This window comes from Hydrogenophaga sp. PAMC20947 (assembly GCF_004795855.1).
Classification (GTDB): domain Bacteria; phylum Pseudomonadota; class Gammaproteobacteria; order Burkholderiales; family Burkholderiaceae_C; genus Hydrogenophaga.
The window spans coordinates 4,815,159-4,831,116 of record NZ_CP039252.1; the positions used below are offsets into that span (position 1 = coordinate 4,815,159).

Sequence of the window (15,958 nt, forward strand, 5' to 3'; positions counted from 1 at the left end):
CCCCATTCTGTCAACGAACTTTCACATTGCATCGCGACACTGTGTTGTCTAGACAGATTCCTGAGGAAATGACCATGACCATTCGCATTCGCAGCCTGAACAAGCACTTCGCCAATGGCAAGCACGCTCTTCGGAATATCAATCTGGAAATTGCACAGGGCGAGATGGTGGCCTTGATTGGCGCCTCGGGATCGGGCAAGTCCACCTTGCTGCGCCATGTGGCCGGCCTGATGTCGGCCGATGCAGATGCGGGCTCCTGTATCGAGATCAATGGCCGCTGCGTACAGCGCAGTGGCCTCATCCAACCGGACGTGCGCGCGATCCGTTCGGAAGTGGGATTTGTTTTCCAGCAGTTCAATCTGGTGGACCGCCTGCCGGTATTGGTCAATGTGTTGGTCGGGCGTTTGCACCGTATGCCGTTCTGGCGCAGTGGTCTGCGCTGGTTCAGCCGCCAGGAAAAAGCGCTGGCCCTCGAAGCGCTTTCCCGTGTGGGCATTTCAGAGTGCCACGCCCAGCGCGCTTCCACACTGTCCGGTGGCCAGCAACAGCGTGCGGCCATCGCCCGCACGTTGGTTCAGGGCGCCAAAGTGGTGTTGGCTGATGAGCCCATTGCCTCGCTCGACCCCGAGTCTTCCCGAAACGTCATGGACATCCTGGCCCGCATTTGCCGTGAAGACGGCAGCACCGTGGTGGTGTCGCTGCATCAGGTGGACATGGCCATGCGGTTTTGCACGCGTGTGGTGGCGTTGCGCGACGGCGAGGTGGTGTACGACGGCCCGGCCAAAGCGCTGAGTCAGCGGCTGCTGCGCGAGCTCTACGGCATGCAGGCCGATGAGCTGTTGCATGGCATGGAGCTGCCCGCTGCCCTGCACCCCGTTCCTGCTGCCAAGCCCGAGGTGGCATGGCCGCATCCGTTGCCCCGCGCGGCTTGAGCCGCTCGCTGGGATTTCTTTCACCCCTTTATTTTTCAATCCATCTGGAACGCAACATGATTAAACATACCCTCGCCGCCGTTGCCCTTGGCCTGTCGATGACAGCCGCTTTGGCCGAAGACATCAACTTCGGTTTGATTTCCACCGAAGCCTCTACCAATCTGAAGTCCGACTGGCAACCGCTGTTCGATGACATGGTCAAACAAACCGGCCTGACCATCAAGCCCTTCTTCGCCTCCGACTACGCCGGTGTCATCGAAGGCATGCGCTTCAACAAAGTGCAAGTGGCCTGGTTCGGCAACAAGTCGGCCATGGAAGCGGTGGACCGCGCCAACGGCGAAATCTTCGCCCAGATGGTCAACGCCGACGGCACCGAAGGCTACTACTCGCACATGATCGTCAACGCCGACAGCCCGCTCAAGTCGCTGGACGACATCCTGAAAAACGGCAAGAACCTGAGCTTCAGCAACGGTGACCCGAACTCCACTTCTGGCTTTCTGGTGCCCGGCTACTACGTGTTCGCCCGCAACAAGATCGATGCCAAGTCTTACTTCAAAGTGGTGCGCAGCGCGAACCACGAAGCCAACGCCCTAGCCGTGGCCAACAAGCAGGTTGATGTGGCCACCAACAACAGCGAAAACCTGGAAAAGATCCACGAGCGCCAGCCTGAGAAATTCAAGAACATCCGCGTGGTTTGGACCTCGCCTTTGATCCCTCTGGATCCCCTGGTCATGAGCAAGAACGTGTCGCCCGAAGCCAAGGCCAAGATCAAGGCCTTCATCTACGGCTACGGCAAAACCGATGCCCACGAAAAGGAAGTGTTGATGAAGATTTCCAAGCTCTCCGGCTTCAAGCCTTCGAGCAACGACCAGCTCAAGCCCATCCGTGAGCTCGCCCTGTTCAGCCAGCGCAACAAGATCGAAGCCGACACCACGCTGGAAGCCAATGACAAGGCCGCCAAGCTGGCAGAGCTCGACCAGAAGCTGGCCGCGTTGAAGTAACTCTCCGTCTTGACTGGCGCCAGAAAAGTGAGCAAGCCTGTGTCGCAATTGACCATGAGCCATCCGCAAATGGCCGCCTTGGTGCAGGCTGCTTCGCCCAGGCGCAGCCTTTTGTCCTATGCCTCCTGGGTGGCCATCCTTCTGATTCTCGCGGGGTCCTGGCAGGGGGCGGACATGCGTCCGCTGGATCTCTGGCACGACAAGGGCAACATGGCGGAGTACGCCAGCGAGTTCTTTCCGCCCAATTTTTCGCAGTGGCGTTACTACGTTGAAGAAATGGTGATCACGCTGCAGATCGCCGTCTGGGGCACGGCGTTGGCGGTGGTCAGCGCGGTGCCGTTGAGCCTGCTGGCTTCGTCCAACATCACGCCGTGGTGGGTACACCAGCCGGTGCGCCGCGTGCTCGACGCGTTCCGCGCCATCAACGAAATGGTTTTTGCCATGTTGTTCGTGGTTGCGGTGGGCCTGGGACCGTTTGCCGGCGTGCTTGCCTTGTGGATTCACACCACGGGCATTCTGGCTAAGCTGTTTTCTGAAGCTGTGGAGGCCATCGATCCGCAGCCGGTCGAAGGGATCCGGTCCACCGGTGCTTCGGCGCTGCATGAGATCGTTTACGGCGTGATACCTCAAGTGATGCCACTGTGGGTCTCTTTCACGCTCTATCGCCTGGAGTCCAACGTGCGATCGGCTTCTGTCGTGGGCATGGTGGGTGCAGGGGGTATTGGGGTGGTGCTGTGGGAAATTATCCGCAGCTTTCAATACGCCGAAACCGCAGCCGTGATGATCATCATCGTGGCCTCGGTCAGCCTGATCGATGTGCTGTCGGCCCAGGTGCGCAAGCTCATGATTTGAAGAAACTTGACATGTCACTTTCATTGAACGACATCGAACACATCTTTCTGATGCGTGGCAAGAGCCAATATGGCTCAGAAGCCGTGAATCAGTTGGAGCACGCGCTGCAATGCGCCGAGCTGGCCGAGGCCAACCAGGAAACGCCAGAGACGATCGCGGCTTGCCTGTTGCACGATCTGGGTCATTTGCTGGCGGCGGAGCGCGCCGGCACCCGGGACCACGACGCGCACACCGATGACCTGCATCAGTATGTGGCGTTGCCGTTTTTGCGGCAGCACCTTCCGGAGGCGGTGCTGGAGCCGATCCGGCTGCACGTCGATGCCAAGCGATACCTGTGCCACAAGGATCCACCGTATTGGAACACCTTATCCCCGGCTTCCAAATACAGCCTCGAACAACAAGGTGGGGCCTTCAATGCGCATGAAGCGCGCGCTTTTTCCTTGCTGGCATTTGCGCAGGAGTCGACGCGGCTGCGCCGGTACGACGATCTGGCGAAAGTCCCCGGGCGAACCGATTTGCCACCGCTCTCGCGCTACACCGCCATCCTCTCCAAGTGGTTCTGAGTAGGGTCTTCAAGCCTGCACCCAGGCGTTGATCGGTAGTCTTATCGCGCGATCAAGTTGCTGAGCACAATTTAGGCTGCGTCAGTGCGTTATCTGAACTTCGGACCGACCGGTAAGCACACCTTGCAAAAACGCGATCAGGCTGGCATCTGCGTTGAGAGATCGCAGCAGCGTGATGGCTTGCCGTAAGTCTCTGTCCGCACCCACGCGGGTCTGAACAGCGGTTGCTTTCCGTGCCAACTGGGAGCCGGTTTCTGGAGGAAGCACAACACCCAGCATTTCTGCTGCATAGCGGGCCCGCTTTGCTTGAAGGCGGGATCGATGGATCAGCTCAACGGGGGCACCGAATTCGGCGCTGGCTTTTAGCGAGCGCTCCAGACGTCGCCGCAGAGTTGTCATGCGGTCGTGTGCCCATTGGCTGGTTTTCGCCTTCTTCCCCTTCGTCTTTCGAGCGACCGCAGGCGTGCTTTGCACGCCTGCGAGTTCAAACATCGCTTGCGACAAACCGACAAGCGCAGCACCTGTCACAGGCGAAGCCAGTTGAGACCTGAGCTGGGCACGCCGATGTGATCGGGCTTGGTCGATCCGAGCAATGGCCTTGTCGGCGATCCGCAGGCGCTCGTTTCCACCGTCAAGGAATGCGGGCAACCATGATGCCAAGGTGTCGCATCGCAGCACATCCAGATCTCGGAGCAGCCCCAGTTCATTCAACAGCGGTTTCAATCCCTCAAATTCAGGCATTCGGGGCAGCCAGGGCGAAAACAGCCACTTTGCGCTGCGCCAGCGTCTCCATCCCACCCTGGCTTGATGAACCAGTTCTGGATCGTCTGAAGCTGTCAGTCCCGACAGGTTGCGCGTGAGGTGTTCATACGTTTCCGCGAAGGCTGCTTGGGCGGCTTCAATTGGGCTGACCCGTTTGTCCAGATGGATCATTTGCGCTCGTCTGGGCGCTTGAGTGCGGCCTCGCGTGAGTTGATAGCCGCGCTCTGCCTTGCTGGCATCGCAGGGCAAAACTGCGATGGAATGTGCAATTGTTTGCGCCAATGCAAACAACGACTCTTCTGGTCCGCTCTTGAGTTCGAGCTCAAGTTCCAATATCGGAAGGCTCCGCCCCTCGGCGACTATTTCGCCCACATCGAACGCGACCTCGATCGAGGCGCCGCGGTAGCGCTGCAGCTGCCAGGTGGTGCGGCGGCAGCGGGTTTCGAAACAAGGGCGAAGGGCGGCAAAAAGGTGGCCATCGGCATCCAGATGGCTCCATGGCGTTTTACGCAGAGCGGTTTCGTTGAGTGACCCGATGGTCACGCGGCTTTCCCATTCGCCCCGTTCACTCAAGCCACCCAGGGAAGTCCCCGCAGACTTGAACGTTTGAATCCATTCACCATCTGGCACAAAGCCTGGCATGACGCTTTTCCAAGGCGCGTCGCTCACACAACGCAAGCGAAGCGCGCTGCGTTGCTCGCGCAATGTTTCCTCTGGCGTGTCGAAATAGCGGTTCCACAGCCATTGGCTTTGCGACTTGCGGCGTGCCAAGACGGGAAGACCGCGCAATCGGCCTTCTATCTCCGATGCATCTGCCCCAGGCAACAGGAGTTTGAGCTCGATCTCAGTGTTTGACATGGCTCGCCTTTGAAATACAGCATCAGTCTGGACAGTTGACAGCGGCTGGCGTGTCTTTGACCATTTGGCCTGGCTACACAGTATCAACCCACTGCAGCAAAGGTTGCCAGTCTTCTCTTTCGTGCGTTGCCAAGGATGGGCTGACATCAAAAATGCTCGCTCCGGCTTCAGCCACCCGACCATACAACTGGCTAGGCCGGATCATCGTCAAGGTCTCGAAACCTTGCGCTGGCAGAAACGCACGCAGTTGATTGGCCGCCAGGGTGCGGGGATCCACCCGCATGCCCACCAGTGCCACTTCGGCTTTGCCATGGCTGACGGCTTTGATCGCCTCAAGTTGTTCCAAAAACAGCTGGGTGGCCCAAAGGTCAAAGGGCGAAGCCTGAATCGGCACGATGATGCGGGAGGACACCTTGACAATTTGCGCCAGCGATTTGCCCGTCAACCCGGCTGGCGTGTCAAGGATCGCGTGGGTGACCCCTTTGTGCAGCTGACGCTCGACCGCGGTTTGTCGGGGTGACCTATGGCCTGCCAAGCTGGACGACTGCAGCCTCCACGATTCCGGTCATCGAAACTGCCCCATTGCTGGGTATGCCGATGACTGCTTCGTACCAGGCACCGTGAACCCAGTTCCCGGCCGCCACCGACGGCAATCGCTGCGCAGCAGACGCTCAGGTCGGCGTGGCGGAGGATTGCAACGGGTCGAGATGCGCCGGTCGCGCGAGCCTGCTACCGGCCAAGTGCAGGCGTTTGTACCATTGCTCAAGGCCGTGCTGAAGCAGCCCTTCAGCGGTATTGAGGTGATCGCGCGCTCTGGTTGTGACCCTCTTGATTGGTGCCGCTTTCAATGTCAATCGGTAGCGTTCCAAGAGACTCACCGAATCACCAGCTGGTACAGGCCGTCTCAAAGGGCCGTTGAGTCACCTGGATCGTCACATGGGTGATGTCAAACTGGTCGTGCAACCTCTCAGTGGCCATTGAGAGGAACGCATCTCCCGGATGACCATCTGGCATGACCAGGTGAGCGGTGAGTGCAATTTGGGAGGTTCCTGTCGCCCAGATGTGCAAGTCATGGGCCTGCTCGACTCCCGGCAGGGTTTCGAAAAAGCGCTTCACAGCCAGGGGATCAACGCTGTCCGGCACGCCATCAAACAGCAAGTGCAGGGATTGTTTGAACAGGCCCCAGGTGCTGATCAGAATCACCACGCCGATGAGGATACTCACCACGGGATCCAACCAGGCCCACTGCATCCACAGCGTCAGTGCGCCAGCCACAACGACCCCGGCGGACACCAGGGCATCGGCAGCCATGTGCAAAAACGCGCCGCGGATGTTGAGGTCTTTTTCTCGCCCCCGCATGAAGAGCAAGGCCGTTGCGGTGTTGACCACAATGCCAATGCCTGCGACGACCATGATCGTCACGCCTTGCTCGGCAACCTGCGCCTCCGGTGAGTTCAGCCGTCCAATGGCCTCCCACACCAGGGCGCCGATGGCGATGAGCAGGATCAGTGCGTTGGCAAAAGCGGCAAGAATCGATCCGCGTTTCCAGCCGTAGGTGTGCCGGGCATTTGGTTTCAGCTTTCCAGCGAGCGCTCCACCCCACGCCAAAACCAGGCCTGCGACATCGCTCAAGTTGTGACCCGCATCGGCGAGCAGCGCGAGCGAGTTGACCTTCCAGCCGTAGATGGCTTCAATGGCAACGAACGCGAGGTTGAGCGCGATGCCCCAGGCAAACGCCTGATTGAAATTGGCCGGGGCGTGTGCGTGGTCGTGTTCAGCCATGCGCAGCTTTGCGAATCAGAATACCTTGCAGATCGGTTCCGGGGGCGACGGTGTTGAAAACCGTGCCGTATTTCTTGACGTTCTCGTGCAGCAGATTCAAGCGTTGATCACTCTCATCGGTATCTACCATGATCGTGTAGCGGATGGATTCCATTTTGGGCGGCACATCCTGCCGAACACCATCAACCTTGACCTCAACGCCACGCAATTCAAACTTGAGGATGGGCGTCACCCGTTCGATGCCCTTGAGCATGCAGGCTGAAAGGGCCGCCAGCAGCAGTTCCGCCGGGTTGAAAGCGTCGGCGCTCCCCGACAGATCGGTGTCCAGCCTGATCTGCGCCTGTTTGCAAGTGGAACGGCTGGCGTGGGCATCAAGCCGCACCGACTCGACATGAAATTTCAGCTTTTGTTCGTCAGTCATTGCGACTCATTGGTTGAATTCTCAGAAAACCGGCCTTGAGGCCCTGGCAAAGGTAGCGCAGTCGCAGTCGTTTCAGCCGCAGCAGGAGGTTGAAGTGGTGTCCGCGCTTGGCGCACAGCATCCTGTGGCGTCACTGCCGGCTGCTCGTTGCCCCTTCACGGGAAAGCCTTTGACACACCATTTCACGATACCACCGCCCAGGTTGCTGACGTTGGTATGGCCGTGAAACTGCAGGAAATAGGTCGCCTTGAGGCTGCGTGCACCGGTGTCGCAGACCAGCACGACTGGGCGGTCGCTGGGCACCTCGGCCCAACGCTGTTCCAGCTTCGATAGGGGAATGTTGATCACGCCCGGAACGTCGAACGCGAATGCGGCGACCTCTGAGGGTTCGCGCACGTCCAGCAGGGTGGCACCCTCGCCCAGCAGGCGGCGGGTGGTGGTGGGGCAGACTTCTTTGGCTTCTTCAAGCATGGGGGCTCCTTGAATGTCTCAGTTCGCTTGTGCTTGGGCGCCGAGCCAGCTTTCCACTTTGTCGCGACTGGGCACACCGCCCGCGTGAACCACCTTGCCGTCGATCACGACGCCAGGAGTGCTCATCACGCCATAGCCCATGATGTCGCGCAGTTCTTCAACCTTTTCCAGCTTGACCGTCACGCCCTTGGCCTTCGCCACCTGGTCGATCAGCGCGATGGTGTTTTTGCAGTTGGTGCAGCCGGTGCCGAGTACTTTGATGTCCATGATGAATTCCTTGGGTTGAGTTGAGATGAAGCGAAATGACGGGGTCATGTGGGGAATGGGGGTTCACTCGCGCGATTTCGGGGTCGATGAGGTTGGCCTCAGTCTCACCAACCAGGGCGTGCGCGCCTGAAGCATTCGGCCGGAAGCCCACCTTCGCTGCGTGTGCAGGGTCTGATCCGTGCGGCAGCGGTTGTTGTTCATGCGGATGAAGGTCACAGGATCGTGTTGAAAATGAAGCCCACCGTGAGGATGCCGGCGGTCACGATGCCAACGAAGGTGGCGATCAGCCGAAGCTTGAGCACCTTGCGCAGGATGATCATTTCAGGCAGCGACAACGCAACCACGCTCATCATGAAGGCCAGCGCCGTGCCCATGGCCGCGCCCTTGGCGGTCAACGCTTCGATCACCGGCAGGATGCCTGCGGTATTGGCGTACATGGGCACCCCCATCAACACCGCCATCGGCAGTGACCACCAGGCCGCGTCCTTGCCCATGAAAGAGGCGAGAAATTCCTGTGGCAGGAAGCCGTGGATGCCCGCGCCCACCGCGATGCCTCCCAGCACATAGGGCCAGACCTTGCCGACAATCTCGCGCACCGAGGCCATGCCAGCGGCGATGCGGTCGGCCAGCGTCAGCTGCTGCAGATCCACATCGGCCGACACCTCGGGCATTTCACGCACCCAGTCTTCCAGGTACTGCTCTTGTTTGAGCGCGCCAATGACCAGGCCAGCCACAACGCCCAGCGCCATGCCAAAGCCCAGATACAGCGCGGCGATTTTCCAGCCAAAGAGCGAAAACAGGATGGTCAGTGCCACCGTGTCCACCATTGGCGCCGTGACGAGAAATGAGAAGGTCACGCCCAATGGCACACGGGCTTGCACAAAGCCGATGAACAGCGGCACCGATGAGCAGGAGCAAAAGGGCGTGACCACCCCCAACGCCGAGGCCATGATGTTGGCCACGCCGTGCGTTCGCCCGGCCAGCAATGCGCGGGTGCGCTCGGGGGTGAAAAAGGTGTTCACCATGCCCATGACAAACACCACGCCGGTGAGCAGCAGCAGCACCTTGGGTGTGTCGTAGAAAAAGAACTGCAGGGCACTGCCCAGATGGCTGTCGCGCGCGACGGGCAACAGGGAGACCAAGGCTTCCGAGGCTGGATTCAGGGTCTGGTAGAGCGCGAACCAGAGCACGGCTGCGAGCACGAGGAAGGCCGCTGGCTGGCGACTGGGCCACGCTTTGAGGGAAAGGGTTTGTGCGTTCATGTCAGTGAAGACGAACTCACATGCAAAAGACGCACCTTTTTTGGAAATTTTTTTGGCGCTTTCAGCACCTCTCGTGGTCAGTCCCCAGGCCTCTCAGCGCTCACCCTGGCTGATCAAGCGGCGGGCGCGGAACAAAACCCTCGATATGGCCGGTTTGATCGACTTGCACCTGACAGGCGACGGTCATGCGCTCTTGAAGGCGTTGGCGCGCACGTTGGAGGCGAGACTTTGCAGCACTCAGCTTGAGGCCGATTTGGGCCGCATAGTCTGCCTGCGGCATGCCGCCCAGGTCGCACAGCACGATGGCTTCGCGGTCTGAATCCTTGAGCTCTGACAGAACCCGCGGGAGGCAGGCCGTGAGCATGTCCACTGGCGCCTCCTCTGAAAAAACGGCAGGCAAATCGTCAGGCAATTCCACCATTTCGCGTCTGAGCTTCAAACGGTCGGCCAGCGCGTTGCGGGCCACTTCAAAGAGCCAGGCCCTGGCATTGTGAACATCGCAAAACTTGCCACCCTGACGCAAAGCCTTCATGAACAAGTCCTGCATCATGTCGTCCACGTCCTGGGGTTGACTCAGCCGACGGCGCAGCCACGATCGCAGCTCGGGGGCATGGTTTTTCCAGGCGATGTCCAGACAGTTCATGGCGTACCTTCGTGCCCCGCATTGCGGTGCAAGCTCGCTCGGGATCGACCCGGTGCGGCGTTCATGCGGCTTTGGGGCGCCAGGCGTTGATCATGGCCACCAGCGAGAGCATGACGGGCACTTCGACCAGCACGCCCACCACGGTGGCCAATGCCGCACCGGAATTCAGGCCAAACAACGAAATGGCCACCGCCACGGCCAGCTCGAAGAAATTGGACGTGCCGATCAAGCAGGCGGGCCCGGCAATGTCGTGCGGCAGCTTGAGCAGCTTGGCGCCCCACCAGCCAATGAAGAAGATGCCATAGGTCTGAAGAATCAGGGGGACGGCGATCAGCGCAATCACGAAAGGCTGATCGACGATGGTGCGGGCCTGAAAGCCAAACAGCAAGACGACGGTCGCAATCAATCCCACCACCGACCAGGGCTTGAGTCGCGCAACAAAGTGGCTGAGCGCACCGGGAGACTGTTTGAGCAATATCTGGCGGGTGGCCATGCCTGCCAGCAAAGGCAACACCACGTAGAGCACGGTCGAAAGCACCAGCGTTTGCCAAGGCACGGTCACATTGGTCACGCCCAGCAAAAAGGCTGCGATTGGGGCAAAGGCGACCACCATGATGAGGTCGTTCACCGAGACCTGGACCAAGGTGTAGTTGGCATCGCCTTTGACGAGCTGGCTCCACACAAAGACCATGGCCGTGCAAGGCGCCACGCCCAGCAGGATCATGCCAGCGATGTATTCGCTGGCCATCTGGGGGTCTACCCAGGCCGCGAAAACATGCTGAAAAAACAGGACGCCCAGCGCGGCCATGGTGAAGGGTTTGATGAGCCAGTTGATGACCAGCGTGAGCAACAGGCCTTGGGGCTTCTGGCCCACGTTCTTCACCGCGTGCCAGTCGATCTGGATCATCATCGGATAAATCATCACCCAGATGAAGACCGCGACGACCAGGTTGACCTGCGCGACTTCAAGCGAAGCCACCGTCTGGAACACACCCGGCATCACCAGACCCAGGCCCACCCCGGCGGCGATACCCAAAGCCACCCATACCGTCAGATACCGTTCAAACAAACCCATACGACCCACCTGATTGAAAAAAAATGTCTCCCACAGGGGAGGCTGCACTCGAAGATGCTCAAGGCCGTGCCCGCCTTGGGCTTGGCTGCGGCTTCAGACAGGCCGCTTGTGCCACCCGTTCAATTCGAAGCCAGGTCGCGAGCGGCCCCTTGCAGGACCGCCTTGCCGAGTTTGCTGGCAGGCAGGTTGATCAGAAGCTCGAGGCGGCGCTTCATCATGTGCAGCGTGTTGCGAAAGGCATCCAGCTTTTGCTCATCAGAAGCGTTGCCTTCTGACGGATCGGGGTAACCCCAGTGGGCCGTAGCAGGATGCCCCGGCCATACCGGACACACTTCGCCTGCGGCGTTGTCGCAGACTGTGATGATCAGGTCCATGTGGGGCGCGCCGGGTGCCGCGAATTCGTCCCAGTTTTTGCTGCGCAGTCCCTCGGTGCTGAAGCCCGCCGATTCGAGTACCTGCAGACCCATGGGGTGGGGCTGCTGATTTTCGCGGGGGCTGCTGCCGGCCGAATACGCCTTGAAGCGGTCTCCGCCCATGGCATTCAACAACGCCTCGGCCAGGATGCTGCGAGCAGAGTTGTGCGTGCAGAGGAACAAAACGTTCAAGGGTGCAGTGGTCGTGGCAGTCATGATTTGAGGTCCTTAACAGCAGGAGGGTTGGGTTGAGGTGGCCGCGCCCTGCGCCGCAGAGGACTCGGTGGTTGATGGTGAGCAGCAGGCGCTTGCTTCAGCCGCCTGGACCACTTCGTTGAAGACCGGGATGCTGCCCAAGGTGTGGAAATGCTCCCAGGCGATGCCTTGCGGGTCGGTGACCCAATGCTTCTCGCTGCGGGCATAACAACAGGTGGTGGCGCCCTCGTCGAGCAAGGCCCTGTCGGCGGATTCAGCGCGGGCCTTCAGATCGACCAGCTCGTCAGCTTCGTCTACCTGGAAGCCCAGGTGATCGAGCCCGGGCTTGTGTCCTCGGGTCGAGATCGCGAAGTTCACGCGAGGATCGTCCAGCATCCACTTGGCGTAGTCCACCTCGACGCGCGCGGGCTCGGCGGCAAAGAGCCGTGAATAGAAGGCGACACTCTGGGACAGATCGTCAACATGGATATGAACGTGGAATCTCTTCACAGTGGTTTCCTTTCGGTTCAGCAGTCGCAGGAGACAGCCGCTGGCGACAGACACTCAGCCCCTTGGCAGCAGTTCTCGGTGAGGTAGCTCAGCAGTTCGTTCATGGACGCGAATGAGGCGCGGTAGATCAGATGGCGCCCCTGGCGCTCCTGGCTGATCAGCCCCGCATGAACGAGCTCTTTGAGATGGAATGAAAGCCTGTTGGGCGCCACACTCAGCTGCTCAGTGAGTGAGCCAGGCGTGAGGCCTTCAACACCTGCCACCACCAATGCGCGAAAGATCCTGAGGCGGACTTCCTGCGCCAATGCGGCCAACGAGCGAACAACTTCAATTTCTTGCATAAGTGAATAATACATCGAATATTGAATTGTTGCCTTGCCGTCTGTCGCGAATGCACAAGGGCTCGTCCCTGGCGAAAGGGGTCGCGTCACTCATCGTCATTCCCGTCAAGGGCGTATGCAGAACCTGAAACTTTGGCGAGCGCTCCCAAGTCGGTGGACATTCACCAGCCGCTTTGGACCGAAGTTGGTCCTCCAGGCTGTGCGCATCCAAAGTTGCGTGGCGCCCTCAGTCGTTCTGCGCCGCTGATCGATCTGATCAGAACGCGTGGGCGATCCAGCCGATGTTGCGTCGAGACCCCGCATACGCCACCCGGCGTACAGACGCGGCCAAGGGTCTTCCCTAGCATCCAGTTGTTCGCTGTGAACCGCCCGCCAAGTGAGGCTGGTGGTGGCGCAGTGGGAAACCTGTCTCACCCCTCCCTCAACTGAATGTTCTGGACAACTGGAGAAGCCACCATGATGAAGATGCAACGACGATTCACCCTCAAAGCCCTTTCGGTCGCCACCGCCCTGGGCGCTTTCGGCCTTTCGGCCCACGCAGCAGACACGATCAAGGTCGGGGTGCTGCACAGCCTGTCGGGCACGATGGCCATTTCCGAGACGGTGCTCAAAGATGTGGCCTTGATGACCATTGCTGAAATCAACGCCAAGGGCGGCGTGATGGGCAAGCAGCTCGAAGCTGTGGTGGTTGACCCAGCGTCCAACTGGCCCCTGTTCGCTGAAAAAGCCAAACAGCTGATCGACAACGACAAAGTGGCCGTGACCTTTGGTTGCTGGACTTCTGTGAGCCGCAAGTCGGTGTTGCCGGTGTTTGAAGAAAAGAACGCCTTGTTGTTCTACCCTGTGCAGTACGAGGGCGAAGAGCTCTCCAAGAATGTGTTCTACACCGGCGCGGCGCCCAACCAGCAGGCCATTCCTGCGGTGGAATACCTGATGAGCAAAGACGGCGGCTCGGCCAAGCGCTTTGTGTTGCTGGGCACCGACTACGTGTACCCCCGCACCACCAACAAGATCCTGCGCGCCTTCCTGAAGGCCAAGGGCGTTGCCGATGCGGACATCATGGAGGAATACACCCCCTTCGGCCATTCCGATTACCAGACCATCATCGCCAACATCAAGAAGTTCGCGGCTGAAGGCAAGAAGACCGCTGTGGTTTCCACCATCAACGGTGACTCCAACGTGCCCTTCTACAAAGAGCTGGGCAACCAGGGGCTGAAGGCGACCGATGTGCCGGTAGTGGCTTTCTCGGTGGGCGAAGAGGAGCTGCGCGGTGTAGACACCAAGCCGCTGGTGGGCCACCTGGCCGCATGGAACTACTTCATGTCGATCAAGAACCCGACCAATACCGCCTTCATCAAGCAGTGGAGCGATTACGCCAAGGCCAAGAACATCCCCGGCCACAAAGACAAGCCACTGACCAACGATCCGATGGAGGCCACCTACATTGGCATCCACATGTGGGCGCAAGCGGTGGAGAAGGCCAAAAGCACCGACACCGACAAGGTGATCGCTGCCATGGCCGGCCAGACGTTCAAGGCACCGGGCGGTTTCGTGTCCACCATGGACAAAGAAAACCACCACCTGCACAAGCCTGTGTTCATTGGTGAAGTGAAGGCCGACGGCCAGTTCAACGTGGTGTGGAAGACGCCAGGCCCCGTGGTCGCCGATCCATGGAGCGACTACATCGCCGAAAACAAGGGCAAGAAAAACGTGCCCATGATGAAGTAATGAGCTGACCGACAGACCCGCCCTTTTGCTGGGGCGGGTCTGTTCTTTGGATCAGGCCATCGACGGGAACAAAAACAAGAGCAAGAACAAGTTGAAGGCAGAAGTCCAAGAAGCGACAGACGCGACAGAAGCGAAAAATGGTTCCCGTTTCGCAGCACCCGGCCCGGCTTTGAACCTGGCTGCCCTGCCACACCGAATTGAAAGACGGACCCATGCGGCCCACATCCCCTTCCTGGTTGAACCGATTGCTGCTGTGCGTGTGCTGGTTGACGTTCAGCGCGTCGCAGGCCCATGCGCTGAGCCCGGCCGACGCGCTCCTGCTCGTCAATGGCGACAGTGGCGATCGCATCGCCGCACTGAACCGCCTGGCCACCTCCAAAGATGAACAGGCCTCTGCGTTGATCCGTGCGTTGTCCGATGAGCAGGTGCGTGTGGAGGGCGAGCAGGTGTTGATCCTGCAAGCCGATGGCTCGGCTGTGAACGCCGTGACAGGTGCCGCCCTGGCGGCGCCAGAGTATGCCGAAGAGCCGATGCTCAACAACCGCATGCGCGGTGCGCTCGCCACGGCGCTGGCTGGCATGGACCTGGTGGGCGGCGACGCGGCTCGCCAGCGCGAAGCGGCGTTGATCTTGCAGCGCGGCAGCTTTGACGAACCCGATGCAGACCAGCTGCCGCTGATCGAATCCGCCCTGGCCACCGATCTGGACGCCGAAGCGCGCCAGATGCTGGAGCTGGCGCAGGCGGCCATTCTGCTCGCGAGCGATGACCCGGCGAAACGCCTGGACGCCGCGGAAAAACTGGGCGAAGCGCGCAAAGCGATCGTGCGCCCCTTGCTGATGCAGCGCATGGAGAGCGAGCCTGATGCCGTGGTGATGGCTGCACTCAAAGCTTCGCTGGCGGGGCTGGAGCGCTCGCTGGCGATTTCCAGCGCGCTGGCCGAGGCGTTCACCGGTGTAAGTCTGGGCAGCATATTGCTGCTGGCTGCACTGGGCCTGGCGATCACCTATGGCCTTATGGGCGTGATCAACATGGCACACGGCGAGCTGATCATGATTGGCGCCTACGCCACCTGGCTCGTGCAGTCGTTCTTCCGCGACTCGCTGCCGGGTCTGTTTGACTGGTACTTGCTGGCCGCTGTGCCGCTGGCTTTCCTGGCTTCGGCGCTGGTGGGCGCGGTGATGGAGCGCACGGTGATCCGATTCCTCTACGGCCGCCCGCTGGAAACGCTGCTTGCCACCTGGGGCATCAGCCTGGTGCTGATGCAAAGTGTGCGCAGCATCTTTGGCGCGCAAAACGTGGGCGTGGAAAATCCAAGCTGGATGAGCGGCAGCCTGACTTTGATGGGCAACCTCACGCTGCCCTGGAACCGCATCATGATCATTGGATTTGCGGTGGCGGTGCTGGTGGGCGTGGCGCTGCTGATTGGTCGCACCCGCCTGGGCCTGTTTGTTCGCGGTGTCACGCAGAACCGCCCCATTGCTTCGTGCATGGGCGTGAACACCGCCCGCATTGACACCTACGCGTTTGCGCTGGGCTCCGGCATCGCTGGTTTGGCGGGCTGCGCGCTGAGCCAGATCGGCAACGTGGGCCCCGATCTGGGCCAGAGCTACATCGTGGACTCGTTCATGGTGGTGGTGCTCGGCGGCGTGGGGCAACTTGCCGGTACGGTGTACGCCGCGCTGGGGCTGGGCATTCTGAACAAGTTGATCGAGGGCTGGGCGGGCGCCGTGCTGGCCAAGATCGCGGTGCTGGTGTTCATCATCGTGTTCATCCAGAAGCGTCCGCAAGGCATCTTTGCCATGAAAGGTCGCGAGACATGACCCGCCCCTGCGCCGCGCTTCGCGCGTCACCCCCTCAAGGGGGCCATGCCTGTGGCCTGGCA

At 60.1% G+C, this 15,958-nt stretch carries 18 protein-coding genes; 6 read left to right on the plus strand and 12 right to left on the minus strand.

Going from position 1 to position 15,958, the window contains the following annotated elements:
* Positions 1-68: 68 nt before the first annotated feature.
* The 4 genes from phnC to E5678_RS22030 are packed head-to-tail and all read left to right on the plus strand — an operon-like array spanning position 69 to position 3,348.
* The gene (phnC, locus tag E5678_RS22015) at positions 69-932 is read left to right on the plus strand and encodes a phosphonate ABC transporter ATP-binding protein (RefSeq protein WP_136180519.1); all 864 of its coding nucleotides are present in this window, start codon (positions 69-71) and stop codon (positions 930-932) included.
* Positions 933-988: 56 nt separating this feature from the next.
* On the plus strand, positions 989-1,933 hold the full coding sequence (gene phnD / locus E5678_RS22020; RefSeq protein ID WP_136180520.1) for a phosphonate ABC transporter substrate-binding protein: 945 nt from the start codon (positions 989-991) through the stop codon (positions 1,931-1,933).
* A 54-nt stretch (positions 1,934-1,987) separates the two neighbouring features.
* On the plus strand, positions 1,988-2,785 hold the full coding sequence (gene phnE / locus E5678_RS22025) for a phosphonate ABC transporter, permease protein PhnE (protein WP_136180521.1): 798 nt from the start codon (positions 1,988-1,990) through the stop codon (positions 2,783-2,785).
* Between the two features lie 11 nt (positions 2,786-2,796).
* Positions 2,797-3,348, plus strand: coding sequence for an HD domain-containing protein (locus E5678_RS22030; protein ID WP_136180522.1), 552 nt, complete (start codon positions 2,797-2,799; stop codon positions 3,346-3,348).
* A gap of 81 nt (positions 3,349-3,429) precedes the next feature.
* Here E5678_RS22030 and E5678_RS22035 read toward each other — a convergent pair whose 3' ends face one another.
* The 12 genes from E5678_RS22035 to E5678_RS22085 form a co-directional block, all read right to left on the minus strand.
* Entirely contained in the window at positions 3,430-5,151 is a 1,722-nt protein-coding gene (locus E5678_RS22035; protein ID WP_136180523.1) for a CYTH and CHAD domain-containing protein, read from the minus strand.
* Positions 5,042-5,503 carry a ParA family protein gene (locus E5678_RS22405; RefSeq protein ID WP_168708638.1) on the minus strand — a complete coding sequence of 154 codons (462 nt, stop codon included), beginning with the start codon at positions 5,501-5,503 and terminating at the stop codon, positions 5,042-5,044. The genes E5678_RS22035 and E5678_RS22405 overlap by 110 nt, the downstream gene beginning before the upstream one ends.
* A gap of 347 nt (positions 5,504-5,850) precedes the next feature.
* A complete protein-coding gene (locus E5678_RS22040; RefSeq protein WP_136180524.1) occupies positions 5,851-6,750 on the minus strand; it encodes a cation diffusion facilitator family transporter in 900 nt (299 codons plus the stop codon).
* Complete coding sequence (locus tag E5678_RS22045; protein WP_136180525.1) at positions 6,743-7,171, minus strand: OsmC family protein; 429 nt, start codon at positions 7,169-7,171, stop codon at positions 6,743-6,745. The genes E5678_RS22040 and E5678_RS22045 overlap by 8 nt, the downstream gene beginning before the upstream one ends.
* A 72-nt stretch (positions 7,172-7,243) precedes the next feature.
* Entirely contained in the window at positions 7,244-7,642 is a 399-nt protein-coding gene (locus E5678_RS22050) for a rhodanese-like domain-containing protein (RefSeq protein WP_136180526.1), read from the minus strand.
* A gap of 18 nt (positions 7,643-7,660) precedes the next feature.
* The gene (locus E5678_RS22055) at positions 7,661-7,909 is read right to left on the minus strand and encodes a thioredoxin family protein (protein ID WP_210732083.1); all 249 of its coding nucleotides are present in this window, start codon (positions 7,907-7,909) and stop codon (positions 7,661-7,663) included.
* A gap of 212 nt (positions 7,910-8,121) precedes the next feature.
* Complete coding sequence (locus tag E5678_RS22060) at positions 8,122-9,171, minus strand: permease (protein WP_136180527.1); 1,050 nt, start codon at positions 9,169-9,171, stop codon at positions 8,122-8,124.
* 100 nt (positions 9,172-9,271) lie between these two features.
* The gene (locus E5678_RS22065; RefSeq protein WP_136180528.1) at positions 9,272-9,814 is read right to left on the minus strand and encodes a sigma-70 family RNA polymerase sigma factor; all 543 of its coding nucleotides are present in this window, start codon (positions 9,812-9,814) and stop codon (positions 9,272-9,274) included.
* A 61-nt stretch (positions 9,815-9,875) separates the two neighbouring features.
* A complete protein-coding gene (gene arsB / locus E5678_RS22070; protein ID WP_136180529.1) occupies positions 9,876-10,889 on the minus strand; it encodes an ACR3 family arsenite efflux transporter in 1,014 nt (337 codons plus the stop codon).
* A gap of 119 nt (positions 10,890-11,008) precedes the next feature.
* Entirely contained in the window at positions 11,009-11,518 is a 510-nt protein-coding gene (locus tag E5678_RS22075; RefSeq protein WP_136180530.1) for an arsenate reductase ArsC, read from the minus strand.
* Positions 11,519-11,530: 12 nt separating this feature from the next.
* A complete protein-coding gene (locus E5678_RS22080; RefSeq protein WP_136180531.1) occupies positions 11,531-12,007 on the minus strand; it encodes an ArsI/CadI family heavy metal resistance metalloenzyme in 477 nt (158 codons plus the stop codon).
* A gap of 17 nt (positions 12,008-12,024) precedes the next feature.
* Positions 12,025-12,348, minus strand: coding sequence for a metalloregulator ArsR/SmtB family transcription factor (locus E5678_RS22085; protein ID WP_136180918.1), 324 nt, complete (start codon positions 12,346-12,348; stop codon positions 12,025-12,027).
* A 465-nt stretch (positions 12,349-12,813) separates the two neighbouring features.
* On the opposite strand from E5678_RS22085, the gene urtA reads away from it, so the two are divergent.
* Together urtA and urtB are read left to right on the plus strand one after the other, a co-directional pair.
* On the plus strand, positions 12,814-14,076 hold the full coding sequence (urtA, locus tag E5678_RS22090) for an urea ABC transporter substrate-binding protein (RefSeq protein ID WP_136180919.1): 1,263 nt from the start codon (positions 12,814-12,816) through the stop codon (positions 14,074-14,076).
* Between the two features lie 212 nt (positions 14,077-14,288).
* Positions 14,289-15,896, plus strand: a complete 1,608-nt coding sequence (gene urtB / locus E5678_RS22095; RefSeq protein ID WP_136180532.1) for an urea ABC transporter permease subunit UrtB — start codon at positions 14,289-14,291, stop codon at positions 15,894-15,896.
* The last annotated feature ends 62 nt before the right edge of the window (positions 15,897-15,958 follow it).

Excerpts from the sequence above, each read along its gene's own strand:
- urtB (WP_136180532.1), top strand. The coding sequence starts at position 14,289 with ATGCGGCCCACATCCCCTTCCTGGTTGAACCGATTGCTGCTGTGCGTG.
- phnC (WP_136180519.1), top strand. The coding sequence starts at position 69 with ATGACCATGACCATTCGCATTCGCAGCCTGAACAAGCACTTCGCCAAT.
- E5678_RS22030 (WP_136180522.1), top strand. The coding sequence starts at position 2,797 with ATGTCACTTTCATTGAACGACATCGAACACATCTTTCTGATGCGTGGC.
- phnE (WP_136180521.1), top strand. The coding sequence starts at position 1,988 with ATGAGCCATCCGCAAATGGCCGCCTTGGTGCAGGCTGCTTCGCCCAGG.
- E5678_RS22060 (WP_136180527.1), bottom strand. The coding sequence starts at position 9,171 with ATGAACGCACAAACCCTTTCCCTCAAAGCGTGGCCCAGTCGCCAGCCA.
- E5678_RS22045 (WP_136180525.1), bottom strand. The coding sequence starts at position 7,171 with ATGACTGACGAACAAAAGCTGAAATTTCATGTCGAGTCGGTGCGGCTT.
- E5678_RS22075 (WP_136180530.1), bottom strand. The coding sequence starts at position 11,518 with ATGACTGCCACGACCACTGCACCCTTGAACGTTTTGTTCCTCTGCACG.
- urtA (WP_136180919.1), top strand. The coding sequence starts at position 12,814 with ATGCAACGACGATTCACCCTCAAAGCCCTTTCGGTCGCCACCGCCCTG.
- E5678_RS22085 (WP_136180918.1), bottom strand. The coding sequence starts at position 12,348 with ATGCAAGAAATTGAAGTTGTTCGCTCGTTGGCCGCATTGGCGCAGGAA.
- E5678_RS22040 (WP_136180524.1), bottom strand. The coding sequence starts at position 6,750 with ATGGCTGAACACGACCACGCACACGCCCCGGCCAATTTCAATCAGGCG.
- phnD (WP_136180520.1), top strand. The coding sequence starts at position 989 with ATGATTAAACATACCCTCGCCGCCGTTGCCCTTGGCCTGTCGATGACA.
- E5678_RS22055 (WP_210732083.1), bottom strand. The coding sequence starts at position 7,909 with ATGGACATCAAAGTACTCGGCACCGGCTGCACCAACTGCAAAAACACC.
- arsB (WP_136180529.1), bottom strand. The coding sequence starts at position 10,889 with ATGGGTTTGTTTGAACGGTATCTGACGGTATGGGTGGCTTTGGGTATC.
- E5678_RS22065 (WP_136180528.1), bottom strand. The coding sequence starts at position 9,814 with ATGAACTGTCTGGACATCGCCTGGAAAAACCATGCCCCCGAGCTGCGA.
- E5678_RS22050 (WP_136180526.1), bottom strand. The coding sequence starts at position 7,642 with ATGCTTGAAGAAGCCAAAGAAGTCTGCCCCACCACCACCCGCCGCCTG.
- E5678_RS22035 (WP_136180523.1), bottom strand. The coding sequence starts at position 5,151 with ATGGTCGGGTGGCTGAAGCCGGAGCGAGCATTTTTGATGTCAGCCCAT.